This is a genomic window from Oceanirhabdus sp. W0125-5 (genome assembly GCF_027938815.1).
Classification (GTDB): Bacteria; Bacillota; Clostridia; order Clostridiales; family Clostridiaceae; genus Oceanirhabdus.
Genome location: NZ_CP115913.1, coordinates 4735943 through 4757362, shown reverse-complemented (window position 1 = coordinate 4757362; position 21420 = coordinate 4735943). Strand labels below are relative to the sequence as shown.

Sequence of the window (21420 nt, the reverse complement as noted above, 5' to 3'; positions counted from 1 at the left end):
ATTTTAAGTAGGGGGTTGTAAATGAATTGATAAAGTATGAGGACAAAAAACACAGAAAGCATTATTTATTAAATTAATAATCTCATTAATTGAGTATACACAATGGATGACATAAGTGTTGAATATTAACAGTAAGTTACTTTATATGAAAAATGCAACATAAAAAAATGTAAGGTTAAGTCGAAAATGTTTACATATCTATAAGAAAGTAATAAAATAATAGTTACAAAATAATGTTTTTTATATAATGTTATGTATTTATGTAAAAAAATGATATACAATAGGGGTGTGCTTAAGTATGATAAATTATATTGATAACGAAGAAAAAATAAAATCACCGATTAAGTATTATAGAAAGATTTTAAAGATTACTCAGAAAGAGTTAGCAGGTGAAAAGTATACAAGAGGTTATATACAAACATTAGAATCGGGTAAGAGGGTTCCGCCGTATAAATGTGCAGTATACTTGGTTGAAAAAATAACAGAGATTGCTAAAGAAAAGAAAATAAAAGTTGATATTACAGTAGATGAACTATTAAAAACTGAAAAAGAGAGAGTTTACAGTTGTTTTAAAGATACGATAGAAAAAATTAATCTAAGTAAAACATTAGAATGTGACCTTTTCGATTATGAAACTTTGATTGACACTATAAAAAGATATGACTTTAATGATCTTGAGAAGAAAGTTAAAATAATTATTGCTGAAAATTATTATAATAAAAAAGAATATTTGAAAGCGATTCAATTATATAACGAATATCTAAAAGATTTTGAGTATGATCAATATTTAATAAAAGAGGTTAATATATTAAAAAAAATAGGTACTTGCTTTTTAAAAATAAATAAGTATGAAAAAGCTATTGAAAGTTATGAAAAAGCTAAAAAAATGTACAATTTTAATAATATGAACGATACAGAAGAGTATATAAAAATATTATTCAATATCAGTTTGGTGTTTAATAAAATAAAGGATTTCAAAAAGAGTATTATTTATATTAAAGAAGCTATAAGTTTAGGAAGCGCAAGTGAAAGACTTAATTTGAAACTTAATATGCAGCTAGGCGCCAATTATATAGATAATAAAGAGTATGATAAAGCCTTAAAAATTTATAATAACTTATACAAAGATAACCCAGATAATTATCTTATAAATTATAATATAGCTACAATATATGAAAAACTAGGAGATAAAGATAAAGTAGAAGTTTTTTTAAATAAATGCTTATCTATAAAATTTGAAGATAATCAACAAAAATCTATATATTCTTTAATTTTATTAGCAAAGTTAAAACTTGAAAAAAAAGAAATAAGTTATGCAAAAAAATGCTTTAAGTATGCTATTGAAATCTCAAGTAAGTTTAAAGATGGTGAGATGTTTATGTATAGTCTAAATAATATTTATGAACTATTACAAGAGAATAAAATAGGTGAAAATTTTTCTGAATACTTAGATGAAATTATAAACAATGAAGAGATTGTTCTAAACAATAATACTGAGATATTATTATTATTGTTAAAATTTTCAGTTAATTCAAAACATTCCGAAGAAGATAGGGAAAAAATTAATAAAATAATAGAAATAGTTGAAAGGGGAAGTTAAAATGTTTAAAAAAATTATAAAAGGTACAATTGTAGTGTTATTAGGTATCATGATAGTGAATACTCTAAGTGGGAATATTACTACAAGGAGTGAAGAAAAAAAACAAATTCATTTTGCTGGAATTGAGCCAGGAGATTGTGAACCAGAATCATATAGCATAGTAAAAAATCGTGTATCTTAATTAAATTGAAAGGAATATATACCTTTCAATTTAATTACAGAAGCGATAAAAGAAAAATTAGGCACATGGAGATATGAGTTTTGAGGACAGTATAACTATCTTTTTTAGAATTTTTCAAGAAATTCTAAAAAAGATAGTTATACTGTCTATTTTTTATTTTTTAGGTGATTTAAAAATTTCTTAAAGAAATTATTACATGTAACCTTGCTTATATGAATAGGTTAAATATTTATATAAAAATGTACCAATGAAATATGTAAATAATATATTGCTAATACCTACTCTATAGTGATAATATATAATAAAGTATACACAGGTGTATATACACCTACAAAATGAAGAGTAACTTGGAGGTTAATATATATGGATATTGTTAAAGAGATTAAAAGGTTAAAAGATGAGAAAGGGGCAATAATTCTTGCTCATTACTACACACTGCCAGAAATACAGGAGATTGCTGATTATGTAGGGGATTCATATTACCTGAGCAAGAAGGGGAAAGAGGCAGAAGGTAATATTATAGTTTTCTGTGGAGTTAAATTTATGGCTGAGAGTGCAAAGTTACTTTCACCTGAGAAGAAGGTGCTTTTCCCTAATGAGGGAGCAACATGTGGAATGGCAAGAAGAGTGGATTTAGATAAGGTTAAAGAATTGGTTGAAGAGCATAAAGATGGAGTGCTTGTAAGTTATATAAACTGTTCAACAGAACTTAAGGGGATTTCATATACTTGTGTAACTTCATCAAGTGCTGAGAAGATAATAGGTAACATTAAAGAAAAGAAGATTCTTTTCGTGCCAGATAGAAATCTTGGAGGATACATTAGTGATAAGTTCCCTGAGAAGGAGTTTATCCTGTGGGATGGATGCTGTTGTATTCATAACAATATAAAACCAGAGGATGTTACTGAGATGAAAGAGAAATATCCAGAAGCGAAGGTATTAGTTCATCCAGAGTGCAGGAAAGAAGTTAGAGATTTAGCCGATTATATTGGAAGTACGAGCGGGATTTTAAACTATGCAACAGACAATGAATATGATGAGTTTATAATTGTAACCGATGTGGGAATACTTCATGAACTTAAGAAGAAAAATCCAAACAAGTTATTTCATGAATTACCTATGGTGTGTGACAATATGAAGATTACAACACTTGAGGATGTATACACATGCTTAAAAGATGAGAAGAATGAGATTATAATCCAAGAGGAACTCTCTCAAAGAGCTGTCAAATCATTGGAGAAGATGCATTCTTTAGCTGAGTAGTGGAGTAATAATTTTTCAGGAGGAGTGAAAGTGAATACGGATGTATTAATAGTAGGAGCGGGAATAGCAGGATTATATACTGCCCTAAATATTGATGAGAATATTCAGGTGCTCATTGTAACAAAAGGAGAGGTTAATTGTTGTAATTCATTTCTTGCACAAGGGGGAATCTCTGTAGCACGAGATGAGAGTGATTATGATAGATTTATTGAAGATACATGTAGAGCTGGAGGAAATATTAACTCATTACAGGCAGTGGATATACTTGTACGAGAATCAAGAGAAAATATAAATAGACTTATAGAACTTGGGGTAGAGTTTGATAAAAATGAGGAAGACTTTGATTATACTAGAGAGGGTGCTCATAGAATAAATAGAATACTTCATTGTGAAGACAGAACAGGGGCAGTAGTACATGATGTTCTTATTAAAAGGTGTAAGGAGAGAAAGAACATCAAGCTTATGGAGAACTGTCTAATGGAGAATCTCATAATTAAAGATGAAAGATGCTTAGGAATTAGAATAATTTTTGAAGATAAAGAGGATGATATATTTGCAAAGACAGTAGTAATGGCTACAGGTGGTGTTGGAGGAATTTTTAAATCAACAACAAATAGAGCTGTTACTAAGGGAGAAGGAATGGAAATTGCTTTAAGTCATGGCATAGTAATGAGAGATATGGATAAGATTCAATTTCATCCAACAGCATTATATGAGAAGGGAAAGAAGGAAAGGTTCCTCATATCTGAATCGGTTAGAGGTGAGGGGGGAATCCTCATAAATCACAAGGGGGAGAGATTTGTGGATGAATTGATGTCTAGAGATAAGGTGTCTAGGGCAATTCATAAAGAACTTAAAGAGAGTGGAGAAGAACATGTTTTTCTTGATATGAGACATTTGGGTGAAGTATTCATATCAAGTAGGTTCCCTTCAATATATAAGGAATGTTTAAAAAGAGGTATAGATATAACTAAAGAGCTAATACCTGTTTTACCAGCGCAACATTATATTATGGGTGGAATAGAGGTTGATATGAATTCAAGAAGTTCAATGGGGGATTTATATGCTGTGGGAGAAGTTAGTTGTACAGGGGTTCATGGGAATAATAGATTAGCTAGTAACTCTCTTCTTGAATCTTTGGTATTCTCAAGAAGAGCTGCTGGAGATATTAATAAGGAATTGAAAAAAGAGTGTTTTAAACCCAGTAGTGTTATATATATAGAAAATATGAAGTCCATAGTTAAAAGTGAGTATAAAAGTGAAGGGCTTCTTAGAGAGAAAATTCTAAGTTTGAGAGGGGATTTAAAAGATGAACTATGTGGTTATTGATGAGCTAATTCAGAGGGCTTTAGTTGAAGACTTATATTATGGAGATATAACAACTGAATCATTAATAGAAGAGGAGAGTATATGTACTGTTGATCTAATTGCAAAGGAAAATGGGATACTTGCAGGTAAAGAAGTATTCAATCGAGTATTTAAGATACTTGGAGAAGTTGAGATTCAATGGAGAAAAAAAGATGGGGATACCCTTCAAAATGGTGAGGTTATAGCACAAATTAAAGGTAATACAAGGAATGTATTGTCTGGTGAGAGAATCGCATTAAATCTCTTGCAGAGAATGAGCGGTATAGCTACAATCACTAATTCTATGGTTAAATTAACAGAGGGAACTAATACTAAAATAGTTTGTACTAGAAAAACAACACCTACATTTAGAGTATTAGAAAAATATGCAGTAAAAGCTGGAGGAGGAGTTAACCATAGGTTCTCTCTCAGTGATGCTTTTATGATAAAAGATAATCATATACAAGCTTCAGGGGGAATTAGAGAAGCTGTTAAAAAAGCTAAAGACAATTTCCCGTATTTAAGAGCTATAGAGGTTGAGGTTGAAAGTCTAGAAGAGGTGGAGGAAGTACTGGATACAGAAGCTGATGTGATAATGCTTGATAATATGAGTATAGAAGATATGAAAAAAGCTGTTGAACTTATTAATGGAGAAAAAGTTACTGAAGCATCAGGAAACATGACAATTGAAAGAATTCAAGAGGTTGCTAGTACAGGGGTTGACTTCATATCATGTGGAGCATTAACTCATTCTGTTAAAGCGTTAGATGTGAGCATGAAAAATTTAAAAATAATAAAAGAGTCGTAACGTTACGACTCTTTTATTATTTCTAAATAATTTTTAATAATAACGGGAATTTGAATAATCATTGTACGTAATATTCAGCCATATTTCTGCAGTATGGGGAATAGTATCATTATTAAAATATTTAATATTTTTTATTCCTGATCCCATTTTGTAAATAGTTCGTATTTTTTTTAGACAGGAGGAACCTTCGAATATTGTAGTTTCAGTAATAATAGAATCATCTAAGATTTTTACTATTTTAGTTTCTCCTTTTTTGTTGTCATACCAGTCATGGGACCATTTGTTATCGTATTCTATAGGTCCTTTTAATAAAGGGATAGTAACATTTTTGTATGTTAAATCTAAACTGTTTTTTGTCACTGTAAATATCTTAGTATATGTACTGTCTTCCTTAGTTTTTTTATAGAGGGTTTCAAGCTTTCCATGTACTGTAATTGTTTTCTTATCAGGTTTTCTATCTACCTTTTCAATTTCCTCATAACTGTTATAATTCAAGGTTCCTTTGTAATGCCAAGTGAAGCCTTTTTTATATGGCATTAAATTACTTATGTTAAAATCTAATTCTTTATCTGGTTCAATTACAATAAGAACAGTTGAATATATTCTATTTCCATTTGCATCAAGTGCAGTACTGAGATTTATTTTTGAATCAATCCGCTCTTTAATTGATCCAAATGAGACTTTTAACTCCCTATCTGATACCCAGTCGAATTTAGGATTAATATCACCTAAAGCACTTCTAACGCACTGTAGAACAGTTTCCCTATTTACTGAACCATTGAAGATTAATGAAAAGGAATAACTCATGTTTTTCTTGACTTTGGTGGAGTAAATATTTAATTCCTTATCTTTAGAAAAAGGAAAGTTTTTAGTATTGGAGACTACTTTCACAGATAAATGTGGATTAGCTTTAAGTTTAATAATTGTATCCTGAGCTAATGTATCACCATAATTTGATATAAGTTTTTTTGGTACTACAACATCAAATTCTTTAACAGTATTATCCTCAATAGGATGGTCAATGGCAATAATTAATATATTATTATATTTTTTATGTATATTAGTATTTAATTCAATATAAGGGTTAGCACATATAATTATTTGTTTATAATTAGTACAATTTATTTCTTGAGAGAGTTCAATTTTTAAATAGAGTCTTTCTCCAAAGAATGTAGTTCGTTCACCAGAGTATTCAACATCAAGTGGTATATCATAATCATTTCTTCCAATGGTATTTACATAATTTTTTAGAGTGATTTTTTTTATTTCAAATGGTGTGTTGTTTGGTTTCTCAGAAGAAAGGTTATCTTTAGTAACAATTTTTTCTTCGATATATTCAGGATAAGAATTTTTCATAATATGAGTAATATTATTTTTATGTGAAAGAGGGCTAATGGTGTATTTTTTTTCGGTGATTTTCTCGCTTACACATAAAATGGAGAAAATAAAGATCAAGAATATTATAAGTGCTTTTTTCATATTTATTACTCCTTGGATATGTAAAAATATCTTTATATAATTATATTTAACTTTGGACATATTAACACTTATTTAAAAAGTTTTTTATAATCTCTTGTAAATAATAGAAGCATGAAACTTCATGAAGAACAATACTAATTAGTAAAAAATATACAATTGTTAGTTTATAATAATATTTTACTGTAATATCAGGATGCCGTCAATATATGGTGAATAAATGATGAAAAAAGTAGTATTATGTTTATATTTGAATAACTTGTGATGGTAATTATTTAAGCTTAATAATTTGAAGGATTTCATTGGCGTTAAATCATAAATTTAATTGATTTAAAAAATATATTAAAATGTGATGATTTGATTTGAGAAATATGGTAAAATATATTATATAAAACCAAAACGTGCTGATTATAGAGGTTTAAGTGGTTATTATTAAATTGAAGCTTTATGTAAAGGCAAGAAGAGGATTGGCGTATGGAATATGAAAAATTATTAGATGAATTACAAGGTGGAGAAAATACATTTTTATTCAATATTAAGACGCGATTAGTTTGGAGACATGATAAGTTCATTAGTTTATTGAAGTACATGCTTGAATATTGTGAGTATAGGTATAAGGATATAGAAACAAAGAATGAAGCTATATTTCCAAATGAAAATGAAACTCAAAATGAAACTGAAACTCAAAATGAAAATGAAACTCAAAATGAAACTGAAACTCAAAATGAAACTGAAACTCAAAATGAAACTGATAATAAGAATATTGATAATGAATATCATAAAGCAATGTCTAAAGGATTTTGGTATATATCTTGGTTTATAAAGGAATGGACAATCCATGAGAATTTTAGGAGAATGAATCCTAAAAGTGATGAATACTATAACATAGCATATGAACTTATACATGCGATATCATTATGGTATTTCATTGAGGAATGCCCATATATGAACTGTAAAGATTTTTATAATGACTTAAGAAGGTTAGAGAAATTAAAATATTAATTATGGGTGGCACAGTTGTGTCATCTTTTTGTTTGTGGAAAAGTACAATCTCGACTTTGTATTATAATATGAGTATAATTAATAAAGAATAAGTTTGATAAAATTAAAAGGTTGTGACTGAAAATGATATATACATTGACATTAAATCCTTCAATAGATTACATAGTTCAGGTTGATGAATTTAAAGAAGGGGAAATAAATAGAATAAAAAAGGAATACAAATATCCAGGGGGGAAAGGTATTAATGTATCAAGAGTTTTAAATAACTTAAATAATAAAACTAAGGCATTAGGGTTTATAGGTGGATTTACTGGTGAGTTTATTAAAGACTTTTTAGAAAGAGAAGGGGTAAGTACTGAATTTATTAGTACAGATGGAGATTCACGAATCAATATAAAGCTTAAATCTGGTAATGAAACAGAGATAAATGCACCTGGTCCAAATATAACAGAAAAGAATTTAAGAGAATTGTTTAATAAGATAGCACAATTGACATGTGAAGATTATCTAGTTCTTGCAGGGAATGTTCAAAATAAACTGCCAAGGGATATTTATGCTAAGATACAAGAAAAACTTCTTAATAGGGGTGTGAAGGTGGTAGTTGATACAACAGGAGAAGGATTGACTAGTACTTTAGTACATAAACCATTCTTAATAAAACCAAATAACCATGAATTAAGTGAAATATTTGATGTTGAAATAAATACTGCAGTAGAAGGAATTTTTTATGGAATGAAACTCCGAGAAATGGGAGCTGAAAATGTGATAGTTTCTATGGCTTCAAAAGGAGCTGTACTTATAAGTAAAGAAGGGATTTATTATGGTGAAGCACCAAGAGGAGAGGTACTGAACTCAGTTGGGGCTGGAGACTCTTTGATAGCAGGATTTTTAGATAATTATTCTCAAAAAACAGATGTAGTTGAAGCATTTAGATGGGGAATTGCAGCAGGAAGTGCTACTGCTTTTTCATTTGATCTATGTAAGAAAGAGGAGGTTGAAAAACTATTACAGAAAGTTAAAATAGATAAATTTAGATAAAGAGGTGATAATTATTAGTGATCTAAGTAAAATTATAAATATTGGAAAATCCCTTGAGGAAAAATTAAATAAAATTGGCATTAATACATATGAAGACTTAAAGGATTTAGGAATAAACGAGGTTATAATAAGATAAAAATTTTTCACAAAAGTGATTATTTTATGACATTAATTGACAATTAAAGGAAAAAGTTTTAAAATTTATTTGTAGTAAATTTTGGGGAAGTAGGGGATAAGTTATGGAAAAGAATTACAAATTGAAAAGTTTACGAGCTAGAAGAGATATAAAGCAAAAGAGTATGGCTGAACTTCTTGAAATTACTAGAGAATCGTATGTAAGAAAAGAAAATGGTCATAGTCAATTTACACTTAATGAAGCCAAGGTAATAAAAGATTTATTTGGAATGAGTGTTGAGGAAATATTTTTTGATTAAATTATAAAGAATCTAATTCTAAGCATCCCATTGTCAATATGAGTTATATGTTGACAATGGGATGCTTTATGTAATTAATTTATCATCATTTTCATCTAATAAATATATTTTAAAATATTTGCATTTAATAATGGTACTTCATATTATATAGTGAAGAAAAACAATAAGATGAAAAAGTGAGGTTTAAATATATGAAATTTGAAAATGACTCCTGGTGGGATAGGGATTTGTATAAGTATATTGAGGCTTTAAGTGAAGATTATTGCGAAACTAAACGTATACAAGAACCTGAGATGGAATTTGAATACAATCTAGATATAGAAGTAGATAAAATAATAGAGTACGTTGAATTAGAAAAAATTTTCAAACCAGAGCAGAATGGGTGTGAAAGCAAGGAAGAGTTTTTAAAGCTATTAGTTGATGGAGAACTATTGGAGGCAAAATGTCATTTTCTAGATCAATGCAGATGGGAATTGAATAAGAAAGTTTCACAATTAAAATTAATATCAACTAAAAAAATAGACACGGAATGTGTAAAAATAAATTTAGTATATAAAGAGGAGTCCCATGAAGATGAATCCATAGAAGATGAATCCTATTTTAAATTAGAGCCTGATAAATCTTACGAATTGCCATTTTATTCAACAGAAATAAGTAAGCTTACCTTTGAAGCTAAGGGGGAGTTAAGGAATAAATCTATTATTGAACTGTTATTAAATGGTGAGCCTATTCAAAGTTCTATTATTATTGATAATGTAGTTCTATATGAGTGGTATATTGGGGGGCCATATATGATTAAGGATTTACAGCTAAAAAATACAGGGAATTCAAGGATATATATTCGTAATTTAATTACTGAATAATGTGGTGATTTAGAGAAAAGGCAATTTTAATATCATCATTAATATTTGCACTATTTCATCTTGGTGCATTACTTTACGGTGCAAACATTGTTGATACATTAATACAGGTTATGTTTGCTTTTGGATTTGGTCTGATTATGGCAGTTGTTAGATATGAAACTGATTTAATGTTACCTTGTATATTGGTACATGCTTTATGGGATTTTACTTTATTTATAACTGAACCAAGTGAATCAGAGGTTATAAATAGTATTCTTAGAATTAGAATAGGTATAGTTATCCTATTAGGTATTTATTTAACCTTTAGAGTGGGAGAAAAATCAAATAAAAATTATGAAATTAATTAAGAATATAAGGTATAGAATTAAAAGTATTTAAAAGGTAGTGGGATTCCACTGCCTTTTTTGTTACATAGATCTCTTTTTTTAAATAATGTTGAAAAAATTTTATAACTTTTATTTTTCTTTGCATATATCCTTATGAAAGCACAACACAGAAAAGCTTTCAAAAAAAATTGAGGAGGAATTATATTATGGCAGTTACAAAAACAAGAGTGGACAGTGATTTAATTGTAGGAGTAAAGACTGGTACTAAAGCATCAGGAGGGGATGAAATCAAGAATTTCAGATTCTCAAAAATTAAGATTGATGCATTTGATGAGGCTATATATGCTGTAGGAGCAAAGATAGCTGCAGTATTACCATATCCGACTAAGTACATTCAGAGAGTTAATGATAATCTTTTGATAAGTGAGTAATTACAAAAATTGATTGATTACTTAAGAGGAATTTAGCAACAGTTATATGAGGGAAGGACAAGCTTAATTTCATAATAAATTAAATAAAAGGAGAGAAAACAATGAAGAAACTAAGTATGAAATTCGTAACAGCTAGCGATGATATAACAACATTAACTATTAATGAGGTAAGAGAAGATATAAGTGATGCAGAAGTAAATTCACTTATGGATGAGATAATTACTCAGAACGTATTCTATTCAACAGGTGGATCACTTGTTAAGAAGAAGAACGCTAAAGTTATTGATGTTACAGAATCAGAAGTAACTTTAGCGTAGAATAAGAAAAGGAGATAATTAATTTATCTCCTTTCCTTACTGTTCTTTGTTTATTTTTCTATAGAAGTTTAAAACAATATTTGTTGGAAACAAACGTTTTTTAAATAAAATTATTATTGATAAAATAGCTTCAATCAATCCAATGATAAAATATATGACATGCAAGATATTAACAGAATTAAGCATTATGCACTGGACAATAATCCAAATGATTAATGCCCAACTAAAGATACTGCTTATATATCCTTGATATCTTAATTTATAACGAAATAAAATTGCTGTAATAACATTACCTAGTCCAATAACAGTAAATAAAATGATCCCAGGTATAAGAAAATTACTGAAAGGTGAATTTTTTAAAATATCTGCAGATGCACCTAATGCACACTCTGGATTAATAATTGCACCTCCCCCACCAAACAGAGCTCCTACCCCCACAAATGCATGTAAAATACATAATAAACTATATATTTTTTTCATATTTCTCCTCCAAAAATAATATTTAACCTAAGAGTATAATCAGAACCACCAACCGTTAAGTTTTATCCATAAATCAGGCAGTAGAAAAAAACTTCCTGCTGAGAAAATCAATATAATTAATAATAAAATTAGCTTTAGGAAAGATAGTTTATTATTGATCATGATACTTTGACTAGGTTGTTTCTTTTGCAGTTTATATAATAGTAAATTCGAAAGAATTATAACAAATAATATAAATGAAAAAATAAATAATCCTATTAAGCGTTCATTTATTGTTGGAGTTGAGAATAAACCAAAGAAAAACACACATCCAATGAAAAGAAGACCTGACATAGAAAGTCCAACAATAATGTTTAATAATATAATTTTCCATAGTGGTATTTCCTTAAAATATCTCATGATTTCTCCTTTCTATGTCAGTTTAAGAATAATGCATTTTAAAATTTTACTCATTTCTTCTGATACCAACAATTGAAAAAATTAATCCTATAAATGCAATGATATATCCAATAAAACCTATATCAAGATTAGTGTCAAGAGCAATTATACCTCCAAATATAGTCAAGGTTATTCCTAAAAGCATGATTTTTAATCCAGAAATTTTACTTGGGATAAGGCTAATAAACATGGTCAAAACAAAGCCCAAAAGAACTAATAAAATTAATCCAAATGCCAAACTCATAATATTTTCCCCCTTTAATATATGATAATTAATCATCCATCAGGATGTAGCAGCTGTAATAGCTGCAGTTGAAGCAGTTACTGCTGCAATGGTTGCTGCTGTTTGAGCAGCGATTAATGTTTCTATAGATATACCTAAAGTTGTAGAAATTAAATCATTTTGATTCATTTTATCTTCAATATATTCCTTACATACAATAGCAGAAGCTATAAGTACATTCATTCCTTTTCCAAGCCATTTATATTTCTTTAACTTATTCAAATATTGAGCTAAATCTATTAAATCCTGGACTGCCTCATTGTTATCTTTGCTTATTAAGGTTACAAGGCCTAGTGCTGCGTAATAATTAGAATCTATTCTCAGCTTGTTTTCTTTTAAAGTTTTGTAAATTTCTAAACATCTAGCAGCTTTTGAACGGTTATATTCTTCTCCAAAGGAGAGTATATGAGATAGAAATTGAAGAGAATTTCCTTTATAAAAACCTTCCTCGTTCAAAAACTTGTAGCATTCTTCGATATCCTTGATATTAGTGTCAAGAGGTTTATCAGAGCCAGCAAGTACCACACATAAAGGATAATCATCACCACCAGTTAGCCATGGGTGATTCTTTTTCATTTCCCCGTAAATTTCATATGATTTCTTTATTCTGCTGTCAATTAAATTTTCTTCACAAGTTAACAGTAAAGCATAATTGGCAATAGGTAAGTACATGTTATTCTTAAAACCTTCATTATTTAGTTTTTTATCAAAATTCATCATTTTTATGAATTTTTCCTTTGGCTCATCAAACTCACTACACAATAACATTGATAATATGAACATGGTATTCCCTCTGTAATTTGAGAAAAGTCCAGTATTGTCTTTTATTACTTTTTTTAAATCTTCTATTTTTTCTTTATCAAATTGTTTATTTTTTATCAAATATGTTAATGCTGCAAAATGTAGAGATAGATTGTTTTCCCACTTATAATCTTTTGATATTTTCATGTAAAGTTCTAACATGTGGTCTGCTTTATTCTTTAATTCAGATTTCATTAGATTACCCCCTTAAATTCATTGAATGGAATATATTGTATATTAATTTTACCATATAATAATGGATGCATAATATTTAATATTCTTCTCATTTTTTAACAACTCCTATCTATATAATATGTTACATTAATACTTTGCATAATAAGTTAAGAAATGGTTAAAATTAACAAGAAAAAAATAGGATAAAATCATAAGCAACGCTTATATTTTTAAACATGACATATAGAAGTCATATTTGAGGGAGTAAAATATAGATGAATTTAAAAGTTGGAGGAATTGAGTATGAAAAAAATAGATTTCAAAAAAGAGTTAAAAGAATTATATAAAGCTTCTTCAAAAGAGGTGCAAATAGTAAAGGTTCCTAGATTAAATTATTTGATGATTGATGGTACTGGAGATCCTAATACTTCACAGGAATATAAAGATGCTGTAGAAGCATTATTTAGTTTGTCTTATACTGTTAAATTCATGATTAAAAAAGGAAGTATGGGAATAGACTATGGTGTTATGCCACTTCAGGGGTTATGGTATCATGATAATATGGAGCTATTTTCACAGGAAAGAAAAGAAGAGTGGAAGTGGACTTCATTAATTATGCAGCCGGAGTTTGTTAGTAAAGAGATAATTGAAGAAGGGATTGAACAGGTTAAGAAAAAGAAGGATTTACCTGGAATTTCTAAAATAAGATTTGAAAGTTTAGATGAGGGATTAGTTGCACAAATAATACATATAGGGCCTTATAGTGAAGAAATGCCTACAATAGAAAAGTTACATAATTTTATTGAGGAAAATGGTTATATTAAAGTTGGAAATCATCATGAAATTTATCTTAGTGACCCAAGAAAGGCTGCACCTCAGAATTTAAAAACAATAATAAGACAACCGATATCTCTTAAAAAATAGTGGTTATATTACTAATATAAAAATGATACGGTTTAATAGGTGATTATTGGATATAATGCTATATACATTTACTAATCATAAAATAATTGATGCACACAAATCTTTGTTTTGTGAATCAAAGATGTATAGTTGAAATTGCAGAATGGTAGATTTAAGTGAAATAAAGAAAAATTGGGGGGAACAAATAACTATGGAAATAAAAGAAATTTTAAGACAGTCATATAATAATTTCGCAAATGAAAGAGAAAAGAATAAATTACAGGATTGGAAGAAAAAGCCGAGGGGGTTGTTTCTCAATTTTTTAAAGGATGAAAGTAAGTCTACTCTTTTAGATATTGGTGCAGGAAATGGACGAGACAGTAAGTTTTTTATGGATAATAATATAGATACAATGGCAGTTGATTTATCTGATGAAATGATAAGATTATGTCAGGAAAAAGGTATTGAATCACATCAGTTAGATTTTTATAATCTTCATAAGATAGGCAAAAAATTTGATGCTGTGTGGTCAATGAATTCCTTATTGCATGTTGAGAAGGCAAATCTTAATATAGTATTAGAAGAAATTAGCAACGTCCTAAATCCTTCAGGATTATTTTTTATGGGAGTATATGGTGGGGAGGATTCAGAAGGTATATGGGAGGATGACATATATACTCCACATCGATTTTTCTCATTCTATACAGATGAAAATATAAAGAAAGTTGTTTCAAGTTACTTTCGGGTAATAAGTTTTGAAAGAATTGAAACAGGAGGAAAATATCATTTTCAGTCTATGATACTGAGAAAAAATGAAATTGTGAAAGGTGAAATTTAGTTGTTGATTACTTATTTATTGTGAGCTAAAAGAGGGAATATTTTCTCTTTTAATTTTAGACTTAAATTCAACAATTTATTAAAACACAGTCAAAGTAATAAAGGAGTTGAGTGAAAATATAAATATATTCATTCAACTCTTTTTATTGCATGACCATATGCCATATATTTATGATTATCCTTTATTATTTTATTAAATAATGTATCTAGTACATTAATAATTTTGCTATTTTTATAGAAACAATTAAAAAAACCATATGTTTTTACCACTGATTCTTTGTAAATATTAATATAGCTATTAAGTTCATCAATACTCATGTAATGCCATTTTGAGCCCCATTTAACAAAGTTTTTTCTTAAAAATTGATGAATAATCGAAGCTTTAGTGTTTTCTGCAAAGAAAAGGATTCCGTCTGGTTTTAAAATTCGATAAATCTCTTTAAAAGTTTTATCCATATTATCATAATTATCATCATAACCAATTCCACCTATTACTGATTTAAAAGAAACAATATCAAAATAATTATCGGGATATGAGATATCGGTGCCATCAATTGATTTGTATTCTACCATATTATGAACATCATATTTTTGATGTAATTTATAAGCGCACTCTGTAGGTCCATTTAGATCAGAGCAGATAACAGAAAATCCTTTTAAAGCAAAGTATAGTGAAGTTCCACCATCTCTAGCGCCAATGTCTAAAACTTTTTTTCCATCGCAACATTCAATATTAGAAGTTATGTATCTATCCCAATGTTCTACTGCATTCTTCCAAGTATAAATATCCCATTCCACTATATCATTAAGTAATTTTAAATTTTTTATATCCATATATGATACGCTCCTTATTTCTGGAATATATATGTTACTAGTTTAATTTTGTGCAATTTATTAAAAATTAAACCGGATAAGTTTAGATTAGATTTATTATTGTGAATTAATGAATAATGTTTAGATATTTTTTATAAATTTAAGTATAGAGTTTCTATAGTGAAACTTGATTTATACATACACCTTTGCAAAATCATTTTATAGGAGAGATTTTATGGATATAAGATTTATCTCAACCAATGATAAAAAAATAGAAGAAGTTAAAGCTTTTTTTAAAGAAAAATATGCTGAAGAAGAAAAAGCCAAACGTAATAGATTAAAGAAACAAAATATATCAGAAGAAGATATTCAAAAAAGAATAAATAAAGAAATTATGAAGGTTAATATTGTAGCAAATAATATTCAAATTGAAGAAATCCAATGTGAAGATATGAAAAAGATAGTTAAGGATAAGGCTCTAAGAGCATTTAAAAAAGTGGGAAGACCTCTTATTGTTGAACATACTGGATTATTTTTTCATGAGTTAGGGGGATATCCAGGAGGGCTAACCCAGATATTTTGGGAAAAGCTGCAAGGAGATAAAATTGTAGATTTATTTAAGGAGAAAGAGGTTACAGCAAAGACAATTATATGTTTTTGTGATGGTAAGAGTTTTAGTTATTTTGAAGGAGATGTGGAGGGAACAATATCTCAGGAAGTGAGAGGAAAATCAGATTTTGAATGGGATGCTATTTTCATACCAAAAGGAGAGAAGGAAACATTTGCACAGTTAAAGGCAAATAAGAAGAACATATCTATGAGAGTGAAAGCTCTTGAGAGATTTTATGCGTTTCTTATGGAAAATGGTATGAAATTTGAGAAGAATATTAGTTATGAAGATGAAATAGATGATTTAGCAGAACTCATAAGTAAAGATAAAGTTATGCTTTTTGTTGGAGCGGGAATTTCAAAAAATGTTGGACTTCCTGAATGGGGTGAACTTATGTTGAAACTATCGCAAAGATGCGGTATTTGTCCTGAACTCTTTGAGGATTATGATGATTTTCTAAATCTAGCTGAATTTTATGAGCAATATGATAAAGATCTATATAAGATGAAAAAGTGGATGAAGAAGAAATGGAAGGTTGATGAGGAGAAGATTAAAGAATCTATAGTTCATAAAAATATCTTGAAATTAGACTTTCCTATAATATATACAACTAATTATGATGAATCTTTGGAAAAACTATATGAGGTTTACAACAGGAAGTATATTAAAATAGCTAAAGTAAAAGACCTAACTGAGATTGAAAAGGGAGCAACAGAGATAATTAAGTTTCATGGAGATTATAATGCAGACTCACAGCTGGTGCTCACAGAGAGTAGTTTTTTCAATAGGATGAATTTTGAGAGTCCTCTTGATATTAAATTAAGAGCGGACATATTGAATAAATCAATTCTTTTTATTGGATATAGCTTAAGCGATATTAATATGAGATATATATTGTACAAACTAGATAAGCTATGGAGGGATTCTGGAGAAAAAGGAATTAGACCGAAATCATATATATTTCTATCAAGACCAAATATTGTTCAGGAAGATATATTAGACAGAAGAGGAATTATTCCTATTGTTTCACAAGAGGATGATCCTGCAAAAGGGTTAAATGATTTTTTAGAAGATCTATTGAATAAACAAGAAGATATAAATAAAAATAAAAGAGATTTTAAAAGATTCAAAGGGACCTTTAGAAGGTATCAATAATTGTAGCAGTCCTCCAAATTGATTTGCTTGTCTCTATGTGATAAAATATCAAAGATATACAAAATGTAGAGGTGGCTTTTATTGGAGAATATAATCTTTTCGTATAATATTGTATTGACGATTTTACTGACAATGGTTTTAACAGGCTTTTATATTATTTATATGAAAAACAGAAAAAAAAGTTTTTTGTTCTTTGCAGTACTTTATTTCCTAATGATAATAGATAATTTTATAACTTATATATCCGAATTTTCAAAGAGCTTTGAATCATTATATGAAACTAGCCATATGTTGTATATAGTTATTTACTTGATATTTTTTGGAATCATATTGATTAGCAGGTTCATAATTTCAGATTTATATGATGATAAATTAACAATTAATGAAAAAAGGTTTACTATAATGATCCCTATTATTTTATTGGTGTTATTTATTTTTGCACCATTTCAGCTCAGTGAATTTTTAATTTATTTTTCTTTTTTTGCAGCTCTTTCTTATTTGACTATTAGAACCTATAAGAACATGAAGAATAGCACCCATAAGTTTGATGAAACAATATTAAACAAATATAAAATTCTTATGTTTGTTATTATTATATTAAGTGTTGTTGGAATTGTTGATAATGCTATTTATTATATAAGTTACAATAAGAACTCTTATATAACGTTAACCACAAGTGAATATAGAACTGTAGGCTTAGATATTATAAAGCTTTTGATTTGTGTAATTGGATTAAAATATCTATATAGCAGTTTTGAAAGTATATTTGATAATAAAGAATTAGGCAAAAAAAGTGAAACTAAAAAGTTAGAGGATTTTTGTATTGAATATTCTTTAACTAATAGACAAAGAGAAATTATTGAATTAATTATTGAGGGGTGTTCAAATAAAGAAATAGGTAGCAAACTTCATATTACGGAAGGTACTGTAAAAACACATATTTATAATATTTTCAAGAAAACTGATATATCTAGTAGAAATCAATTATTAAAAAAAATAATGTATGATTAAGGTTAAAAGTCTTGCTTAATTCTAAAGTTGAATTAAGCAAGACTTTTTTTGATAATACTAAGTATTATCAAGGGTTTAAGCCCTATCACTTTAGTTATAGGTGCTAATAGTACTTTTATACTACTAGAAATATAATCATTTTATACTCATGACAGATTTAACTTATCATAAATACCTGATATGTTTAATATAAAATAAACTTACACTTTAACTAAAGGAGATATGATATGTTACGTAAAAAATTGGTATTAAATTGTTTATTAATTATTGGTATTATTTTATCTGTTGGATGCCAAAGTGCAAGTGCTACTTCCAAAGCTAAAACAGTAGCACTAGAAGAGTATCCAAAGTATTATTTTCCTCACGAAGGAATAGAACACGAAGGAACTTGGCTTCAATGGCCTCATGATTATACATATAAAGGAACTAAGGAAGCTTATGAGTACATTTGGATTGAGATGACAAGAGGTCTAGTAAAGGGCGAAAATGTACATCTTATTGTTTATAATGAAAAAGAGAAGCAGCATGTAAAAAGGGTACTGGAAAAAGAGAATATCGATATGAGTAAAATGGATTTTTATGTTTTTCCTACAGATGATGTTTGGATTAGAGATAATGGACCAATATTTGTTTATAATGAAGAAGGAGAGCTAGTAATTGAAAATTGGGAGTTTAATGGATGGGGAAACAAGGCTCCTTTTAAAAAAGATAATCTAATACCAACAAAGATAAGTGAAGCAACAGGTGTTTCAAAGATAGATATTGAGATGGTAATGGAGGGAGGAGCCCTTGAAGTAGATGGCAATGGGACAATGATATCTACTTTAAGCTGTGTTAACAATGATAATAGGACTCCAAACTTTACAATTGAAGAAATAGAAGCATATCTATCTAAGTATTATGGAGTAATTAATTTTATATGGCTAAATGGAGTTGCTGGCGAGGATATTACTGATAATCACATTGATGGAATGATAAAATTTCTTGATGATAAAATTATTATAGCAGATTCGCAATTTGATTTAGATGTGAATGATTTGGAAGATGATGATGACGCAAAAAAATTATTAACTGCTAAGAATATTAATGGAGAGCCTTATGAATTCGTATTCTTACCTGAAACTAAGAAAAAAGTTGTAAAGGTTGATGGTGAATGGATAAAAGGGGCTTATATGAACTTCTATGTAGCTAATAAAGTGGTTTTAGTTCCAAACTACAATGACGAAAATGATTCAATTGCAAATGAAATACTTCAGGGTTTATATCCGGATAAAGAGATAATTGGGATAGACGTAAGGGAGTTATATGCAGATGGCGGGATGATACATTGTGTTACACAACAGCAGCCTGTATCAAAGAGAAAATAATTTAGGTTTTAGTCTTGGTTAATTCTAAAGAGAATTAACCAAGACTTTTTTATTTCTTTTTTGCTAGTATAGCAGGTTTACAACTTTAGTTATAGTGTGTTTATACTACTTTTTTACAACTATAAAAATTATAAAGTAATACTGATGACAGATTTTAAAAATTCTTAAGGTTTGATAACTTGAAATTACAGATAAAAATTCGAAAAAAATTTTGATAGGAGTGATTGTATTGACTAATGATAAATTATTTAGTGATGTACTAACAAATGATTATAACAAATATAAACAAATGAAGCCGAAGGAAAGAAATAATGCTTTTGATTTCATTAGAGGACTAGCCGTGTTATTTATGATTTTAGTTCATGTATTGGGGACTTATTCTAATACTTATGTTTATGAATCTTTCTTTGGTGAAATTATTGATTTTTTAGGTAGTCCACCAGCAGCACCAGTTTTTATGTTCACAATGGGTGTTTTTTTTATGTTTTCTTCAAAAGCTAGCAATTTAAAAGATGGAATTATTAGAGGCTTGAAGCTATTTTTACTAGGATGTATATTGAGTTTCTTAAGAGATGATTTACTAGTTTTACTGAATTGTAATTTAACTAGAATGGATTACGTAAGTGCTAATAAATTAATGGGTATTTGGGAAGTTGATATTCTTCAGTTCGCAGGTTTAGCATATATCTTCATGAGTTTCATAAAATATTATTTTAAGAAACCTATCTGGTGGTTGGTAATTGCAGTATTTGTTATGATAGTTAGTCCATTTTTATGGGAATATCCTCAAATGTGAAGATTATTGAATGGATATTTGGACATTTATGGGGAGCTGGAGATGAGGTGTATTTTCCTATATTCGGATGGTTGTTTTATCCCTTAATAGGTATGATATTTGGTGTGTGTATGAAGGTTTGGGCAGATATTCAGAAGCTCTATAAATTATTTTGTAAAATAGGGGTAACCCTGATGTGCGTAGGTGGGATTATTTGCATTACAGATTTTGAATTCCATATAGGTGATTATTTTAGAAGCGGTCCAGGTTCAATGATATGGATAATTGGTTTTGTTTTTGTCTGGTTGGGAATAAGTTACAAGATTACGCAGGATATAAGAGAAAATAAAATTTTTAACATAATCTATTTTTGGAGTAAAGAGATTACCACTATTTATTTCATCCAGTGGATTTTAATTATGTGGGGAAGTGTTATATTGGGACATAATAAATTTGGTATTTTTTCGACCATATTGATAATGATATTAATGGTAATGGTATCACATTTGTTAACAAAATTATATAAGTTGATTATACAGGAATATTTAAAGATTAAATGATTTTGGAACAAGTGATATAATAATATTAATAAGTCGAGGTAGTGGAAATCCCACTACCTTTTGTAATGTTTAAAAAAATAATGAATAAAATTCCAAAATGTAGTAAAATATGTATAAGATAAAGGTG

The 21420-nt window shown here is 28.4% G+C and carries 26 protein-coding genes; 20 read left to right on the top strand and 6 right to left on the bottom strand.

What is annotated here, in order from left to right; genetic code table 11:
- Positions 1–298: 298 nt before the first annotated feature.
- The 5 genes from OW730_RS22210 to nadC all read left to right on the top strand — a co-directional run bounded on the left by OW730_RS22210 (position 299) and on the right by nadC (position 5199).
- Complete coding sequence (locus tag OW730_RS22210) at positions 299–1600, top strand: helix-turn-helix domain-containing protein (protein ID WP_271226239.1); 1302 nt, start codon at positions 299–301, stop codon at positions 1598–1600.
- A gap of 1 nt (position 1601) precedes the next feature.
- Positions 1602–1781 (top strand): hypothetical protein, encoded by a 180-nt coding sequence (locus tag OW730_RS22205; RefSeq protein WP_271226238.1) that lies wholly within the window; start codon positions 1602–1604, stop codon positions 1779–1781.
- Between the two features lie 363 nt (positions 1782–2144).
- Positions 2145–3044, top strand: coding sequence for a quinolinate synthase NadA (gene nadA, locus OW730_RS22200; protein WP_271226237.1), 900 nt, complete (start codon positions 2145–2147; stop codon positions 3042–3044).
- 24 nt (positions 3045–3068) lie between these two features.
- A complete protein-coding gene (locus OW730_RS22195) occupies positions 3069–4373 on the top strand; it encodes an L-aspartate oxidase (RefSeq protein WP_271226236.1) in 1305 nt (434 codons plus the stop codon).
- A complete protein-coding gene (gene nadC, locus OW730_RS22190; RefSeq protein ID WP_271226235.1) occupies positions 4354–5199 on the top strand; it encodes a carboxylating nicotinate-nucleotide diphosphorylase in 846 nt (281 codons plus the stop codon). Before OW730_RS22195 ends, nadC begins: the two co-directional genes overlap by 20 nt.
- A 33-nt stretch (positions 5200–5232) precedes the next feature.
- Here nadC and OW730_RS22185 read toward each other — a convergent pair whose 3' ends face one another.
- Positions 5233–6678, bottom strand: coding sequence for a hypothetical protein (locus OW730_RS22185; RefSeq protein ID WP_271226234.1), 1446 nt, complete (start codon positions 6676–6678; stop codon positions 5233–5235).
- Positions 6679–7149: 471 nt separating this feature from the next.
- Here OW730_RS22185 and OW730_RS22180 point away from each other — a divergent pair, with 471 nt between their 5' ends.
- The 8 genes from OW730_RS22180 (at position 7150) to OW730_RS22145 (ending at position 11086) form a co-directional block, all read left to right on the top strand.
- Entirely contained in the window at positions 7150–7677 is a 528-nt protein-coding gene (locus tag OW730_RS22180; RefSeq protein ID WP_271226233.1) for a hypothetical protein, read from the top strand.
- A gap of 123 nt (positions 7678–7800) precedes the next feature.
- Positions 7801–8715: a 1-phosphofructokinase gene (gene pfkB, locus OW730_RS22175; RefSeq protein WP_271226232.1), complete on the top strand. Its 915-nt coding sequence runs from the start codon at positions 7801–7803 to the stop codon at positions 8713–8715.
- Between the two features lie 4 nt (positions 8716–8719).
- Complete coding sequence (locus tag OW730_RS22170) at positions 8720–8851, top strand: TfoX/Sxy family DNA transformation protein (protein WP_271226231.1); 132 nt, start codon at positions 8720–8722, stop codon at positions 8849–8851.
- 103 nt (positions 8852–8954) lie between these two features.
- On the top strand, positions 8955–9149 hold the full coding sequence (locus OW730_RS22165; protein WP_271226230.1) for a helix-turn-helix transcriptional regulator: 195 nt from the start codon (positions 8955–8957) through the stop codon (positions 9147–9149).
- 191 nt (positions 9150–9340) lie between these two features.
- Positions 9341–10012: a hypothetical protein gene (locus OW730_RS22160; protein ID WP_271226229.1), complete on the top strand. Its 672-nt coding sequence runs from the start codon at positions 9341–9343 to the stop codon at positions 10010–10012.
- A gap of 23 nt (positions 10013–10035) precedes the next feature.
- Positions 10036–10359 carry a CPBP family intramembrane glutamic endopeptidase gene (locus tag OW730_RS22155; RefSeq protein ID WP_333781291.1) on the top strand — a complete coding sequence of 108 codons (324 nt, stop codon included), beginning with the start codon at positions 10036–10038 and terminating at the stop codon, positions 10357–10359.
- 185 nt (positions 10360–10544) lie between these two features.
- Complete coding sequence (locus OW730_RS22150; protein ID WP_271226228.1) at positions 10545–10769, top strand: DUF1659 domain-containing protein; 225 nt, start codon at positions 10545–10547, stop codon at positions 10767–10769.
- 101 nt (positions 10770–10870) lie between these two features.
- Positions 10871–11086, top strand: coding sequence for a DUF2922 domain-containing protein (locus OW730_RS22145; RefSeq protein ID WP_271226227.1), 216 nt, complete (start codon positions 10871–10873; stop codon positions 11084–11086).
- Between the two features lie 36 nt (positions 11087–11122).
- On the opposite strand, the gene OW730_RS22140 is transcribed toward OW730_RS22145, so the two are convergent.
- From OW730_RS22140 to OW730_RS22125, 4 genes are read right to left on the bottom strand one after another with little or no spacing between them, the layout of a single operon-like run.
- The gene (locus tag OW730_RS22140) at positions 11123–11566 is read right to left on the bottom strand and encodes a hypothetical protein (protein WP_271226226.1); all 444 of its coding nucleotides are present in this window, start codon (positions 11564–11566) and stop codon (positions 11123–11125) included.
- A 39-nt stretch (positions 11567–11605) separates the two neighbouring features.
- A complete protein-coding gene (locus OW730_RS22135; protein ID WP_271226225.1) occupies positions 11606–11965 on the bottom strand; it encodes a hypothetical protein in 360 nt (119 codons plus the stop codon).
- Between the two features lie 46 nt (positions 11966–12011).
- A complete protein-coding gene (locus OW730_RS22130; protein ID WP_271226224.1) occupies positions 12012–12248 on the bottom strand; it encodes a hypothetical protein in 237 nt (78 codons plus the stop codon).
- Between the two features lie 39 nt (positions 12249–12287).
- On the bottom strand, positions 12288–13283 hold the full coding sequence (locus tag OW730_RS22125) for a DUF4003 family protein (protein ID WP_271226223.1): 996 nt from the start codon (positions 13281–13283) through the stop codon (positions 12288–12290).
- Positions 13284–13565: 282 nt separating this feature from the next.
- On the opposite strand from OW730_RS22125, the gene OW730_RS22120 reads away from it, so the two are divergent.
- Both OW730_RS22120 and OW730_RS22115 read left to right on the top strand, forming a co-directional pair.
- Entirely contained in the window at positions 13566–14186 is a 621-nt protein-coding gene (locus OW730_RS22120) for a GyrI-like domain-containing protein (protein ID WP_271226222.1), read from the top strand.
- A gap of 190 nt (positions 14187–14376) precedes the next feature.
- On the top strand, positions 14377–15003 hold the full coding sequence (locus tag OW730_RS22115; protein WP_271226221.1) for a class I SAM-dependent methyltransferase: 627 nt from the start codon (positions 14377–14379) through the stop codon (positions 15001–15003).
- A gap of 128 nt (positions 15004–15131) precedes the next feature.
- Here the strand turns inward: OW730_RS22115 and OW730_RS22110 are convergent, their stop codons facing one another.
- Positions 15132–15836, bottom strand: a complete 705-nt coding sequence (locus tag OW730_RS22110; protein ID WP_271226220.1) for a class I SAM-dependent methyltransferase — start codon at positions 15834–15836, stop codon at positions 15132–15134.
- Positions 15837–16050: 214 nt separating this feature from the next.
- Here OW730_RS22110 and OW730_RS22105 point away from each other — a divergent pair, with 214 nt between their 5' ends.
- The 5 genes from OW730_RS22105 (at position 16051) to OW730_RS22085 (ending at position 21293) form a co-directional block, all read left to right on the top strand.
- Entirely contained in the window at positions 16051–17580 is a 1530-nt protein-coding gene (locus OW730_RS22105; protein WP_271226219.1) for a non-canonical purine NTP pyrophosphatase, read from the top strand.
- A gap of 213 nt (positions 17581–17793) precedes the next feature.
- Positions 17794–18591: a response regulator transcription factor gene (locus tag OW730_RS22100; protein WP_271226218.1), complete on the top strand. Its 798-nt coding sequence runs from the start codon at positions 17794–17796 to the stop codon at positions 18589–18591.
- A 227-nt stretch (positions 18592–18818) separates the two neighbouring features.
- Positions 18819–19958, top strand: coding sequence for an agmatine deiminase family protein (locus OW730_RS22095; RefSeq protein ID WP_271226217.1), 1140 nt, complete (start codon positions 18819–18821; stop codon positions 19956–19958).
- Between the two features lie 229 nt (positions 19959–20187).
- The gene (locus OW730_RS22090) at positions 20188–20754 is read left to right on the top strand and encodes a heparan-alpha-glucosaminide N-acetyltransferase domain-containing protein (protein ID WP_271226216.1); all 567 of its coding nucleotides are present in this window, start codon (positions 20188–20190) and stop codon (positions 20752–20754) included.
- Positions 20751–21293, top strand: coding sequence for a hypothetical protein (locus tag OW730_RS22085; protein WP_271226215.1), 543 nt, complete (start codon positions 20751–20753; stop codon positions 21291–21293). Before OW730_RS22090 ends, OW730_RS22085 begins: the two co-directional genes overlap by 4 nt.
- Positions 21294–21420 lie beyond the last annotated feature (127 nt).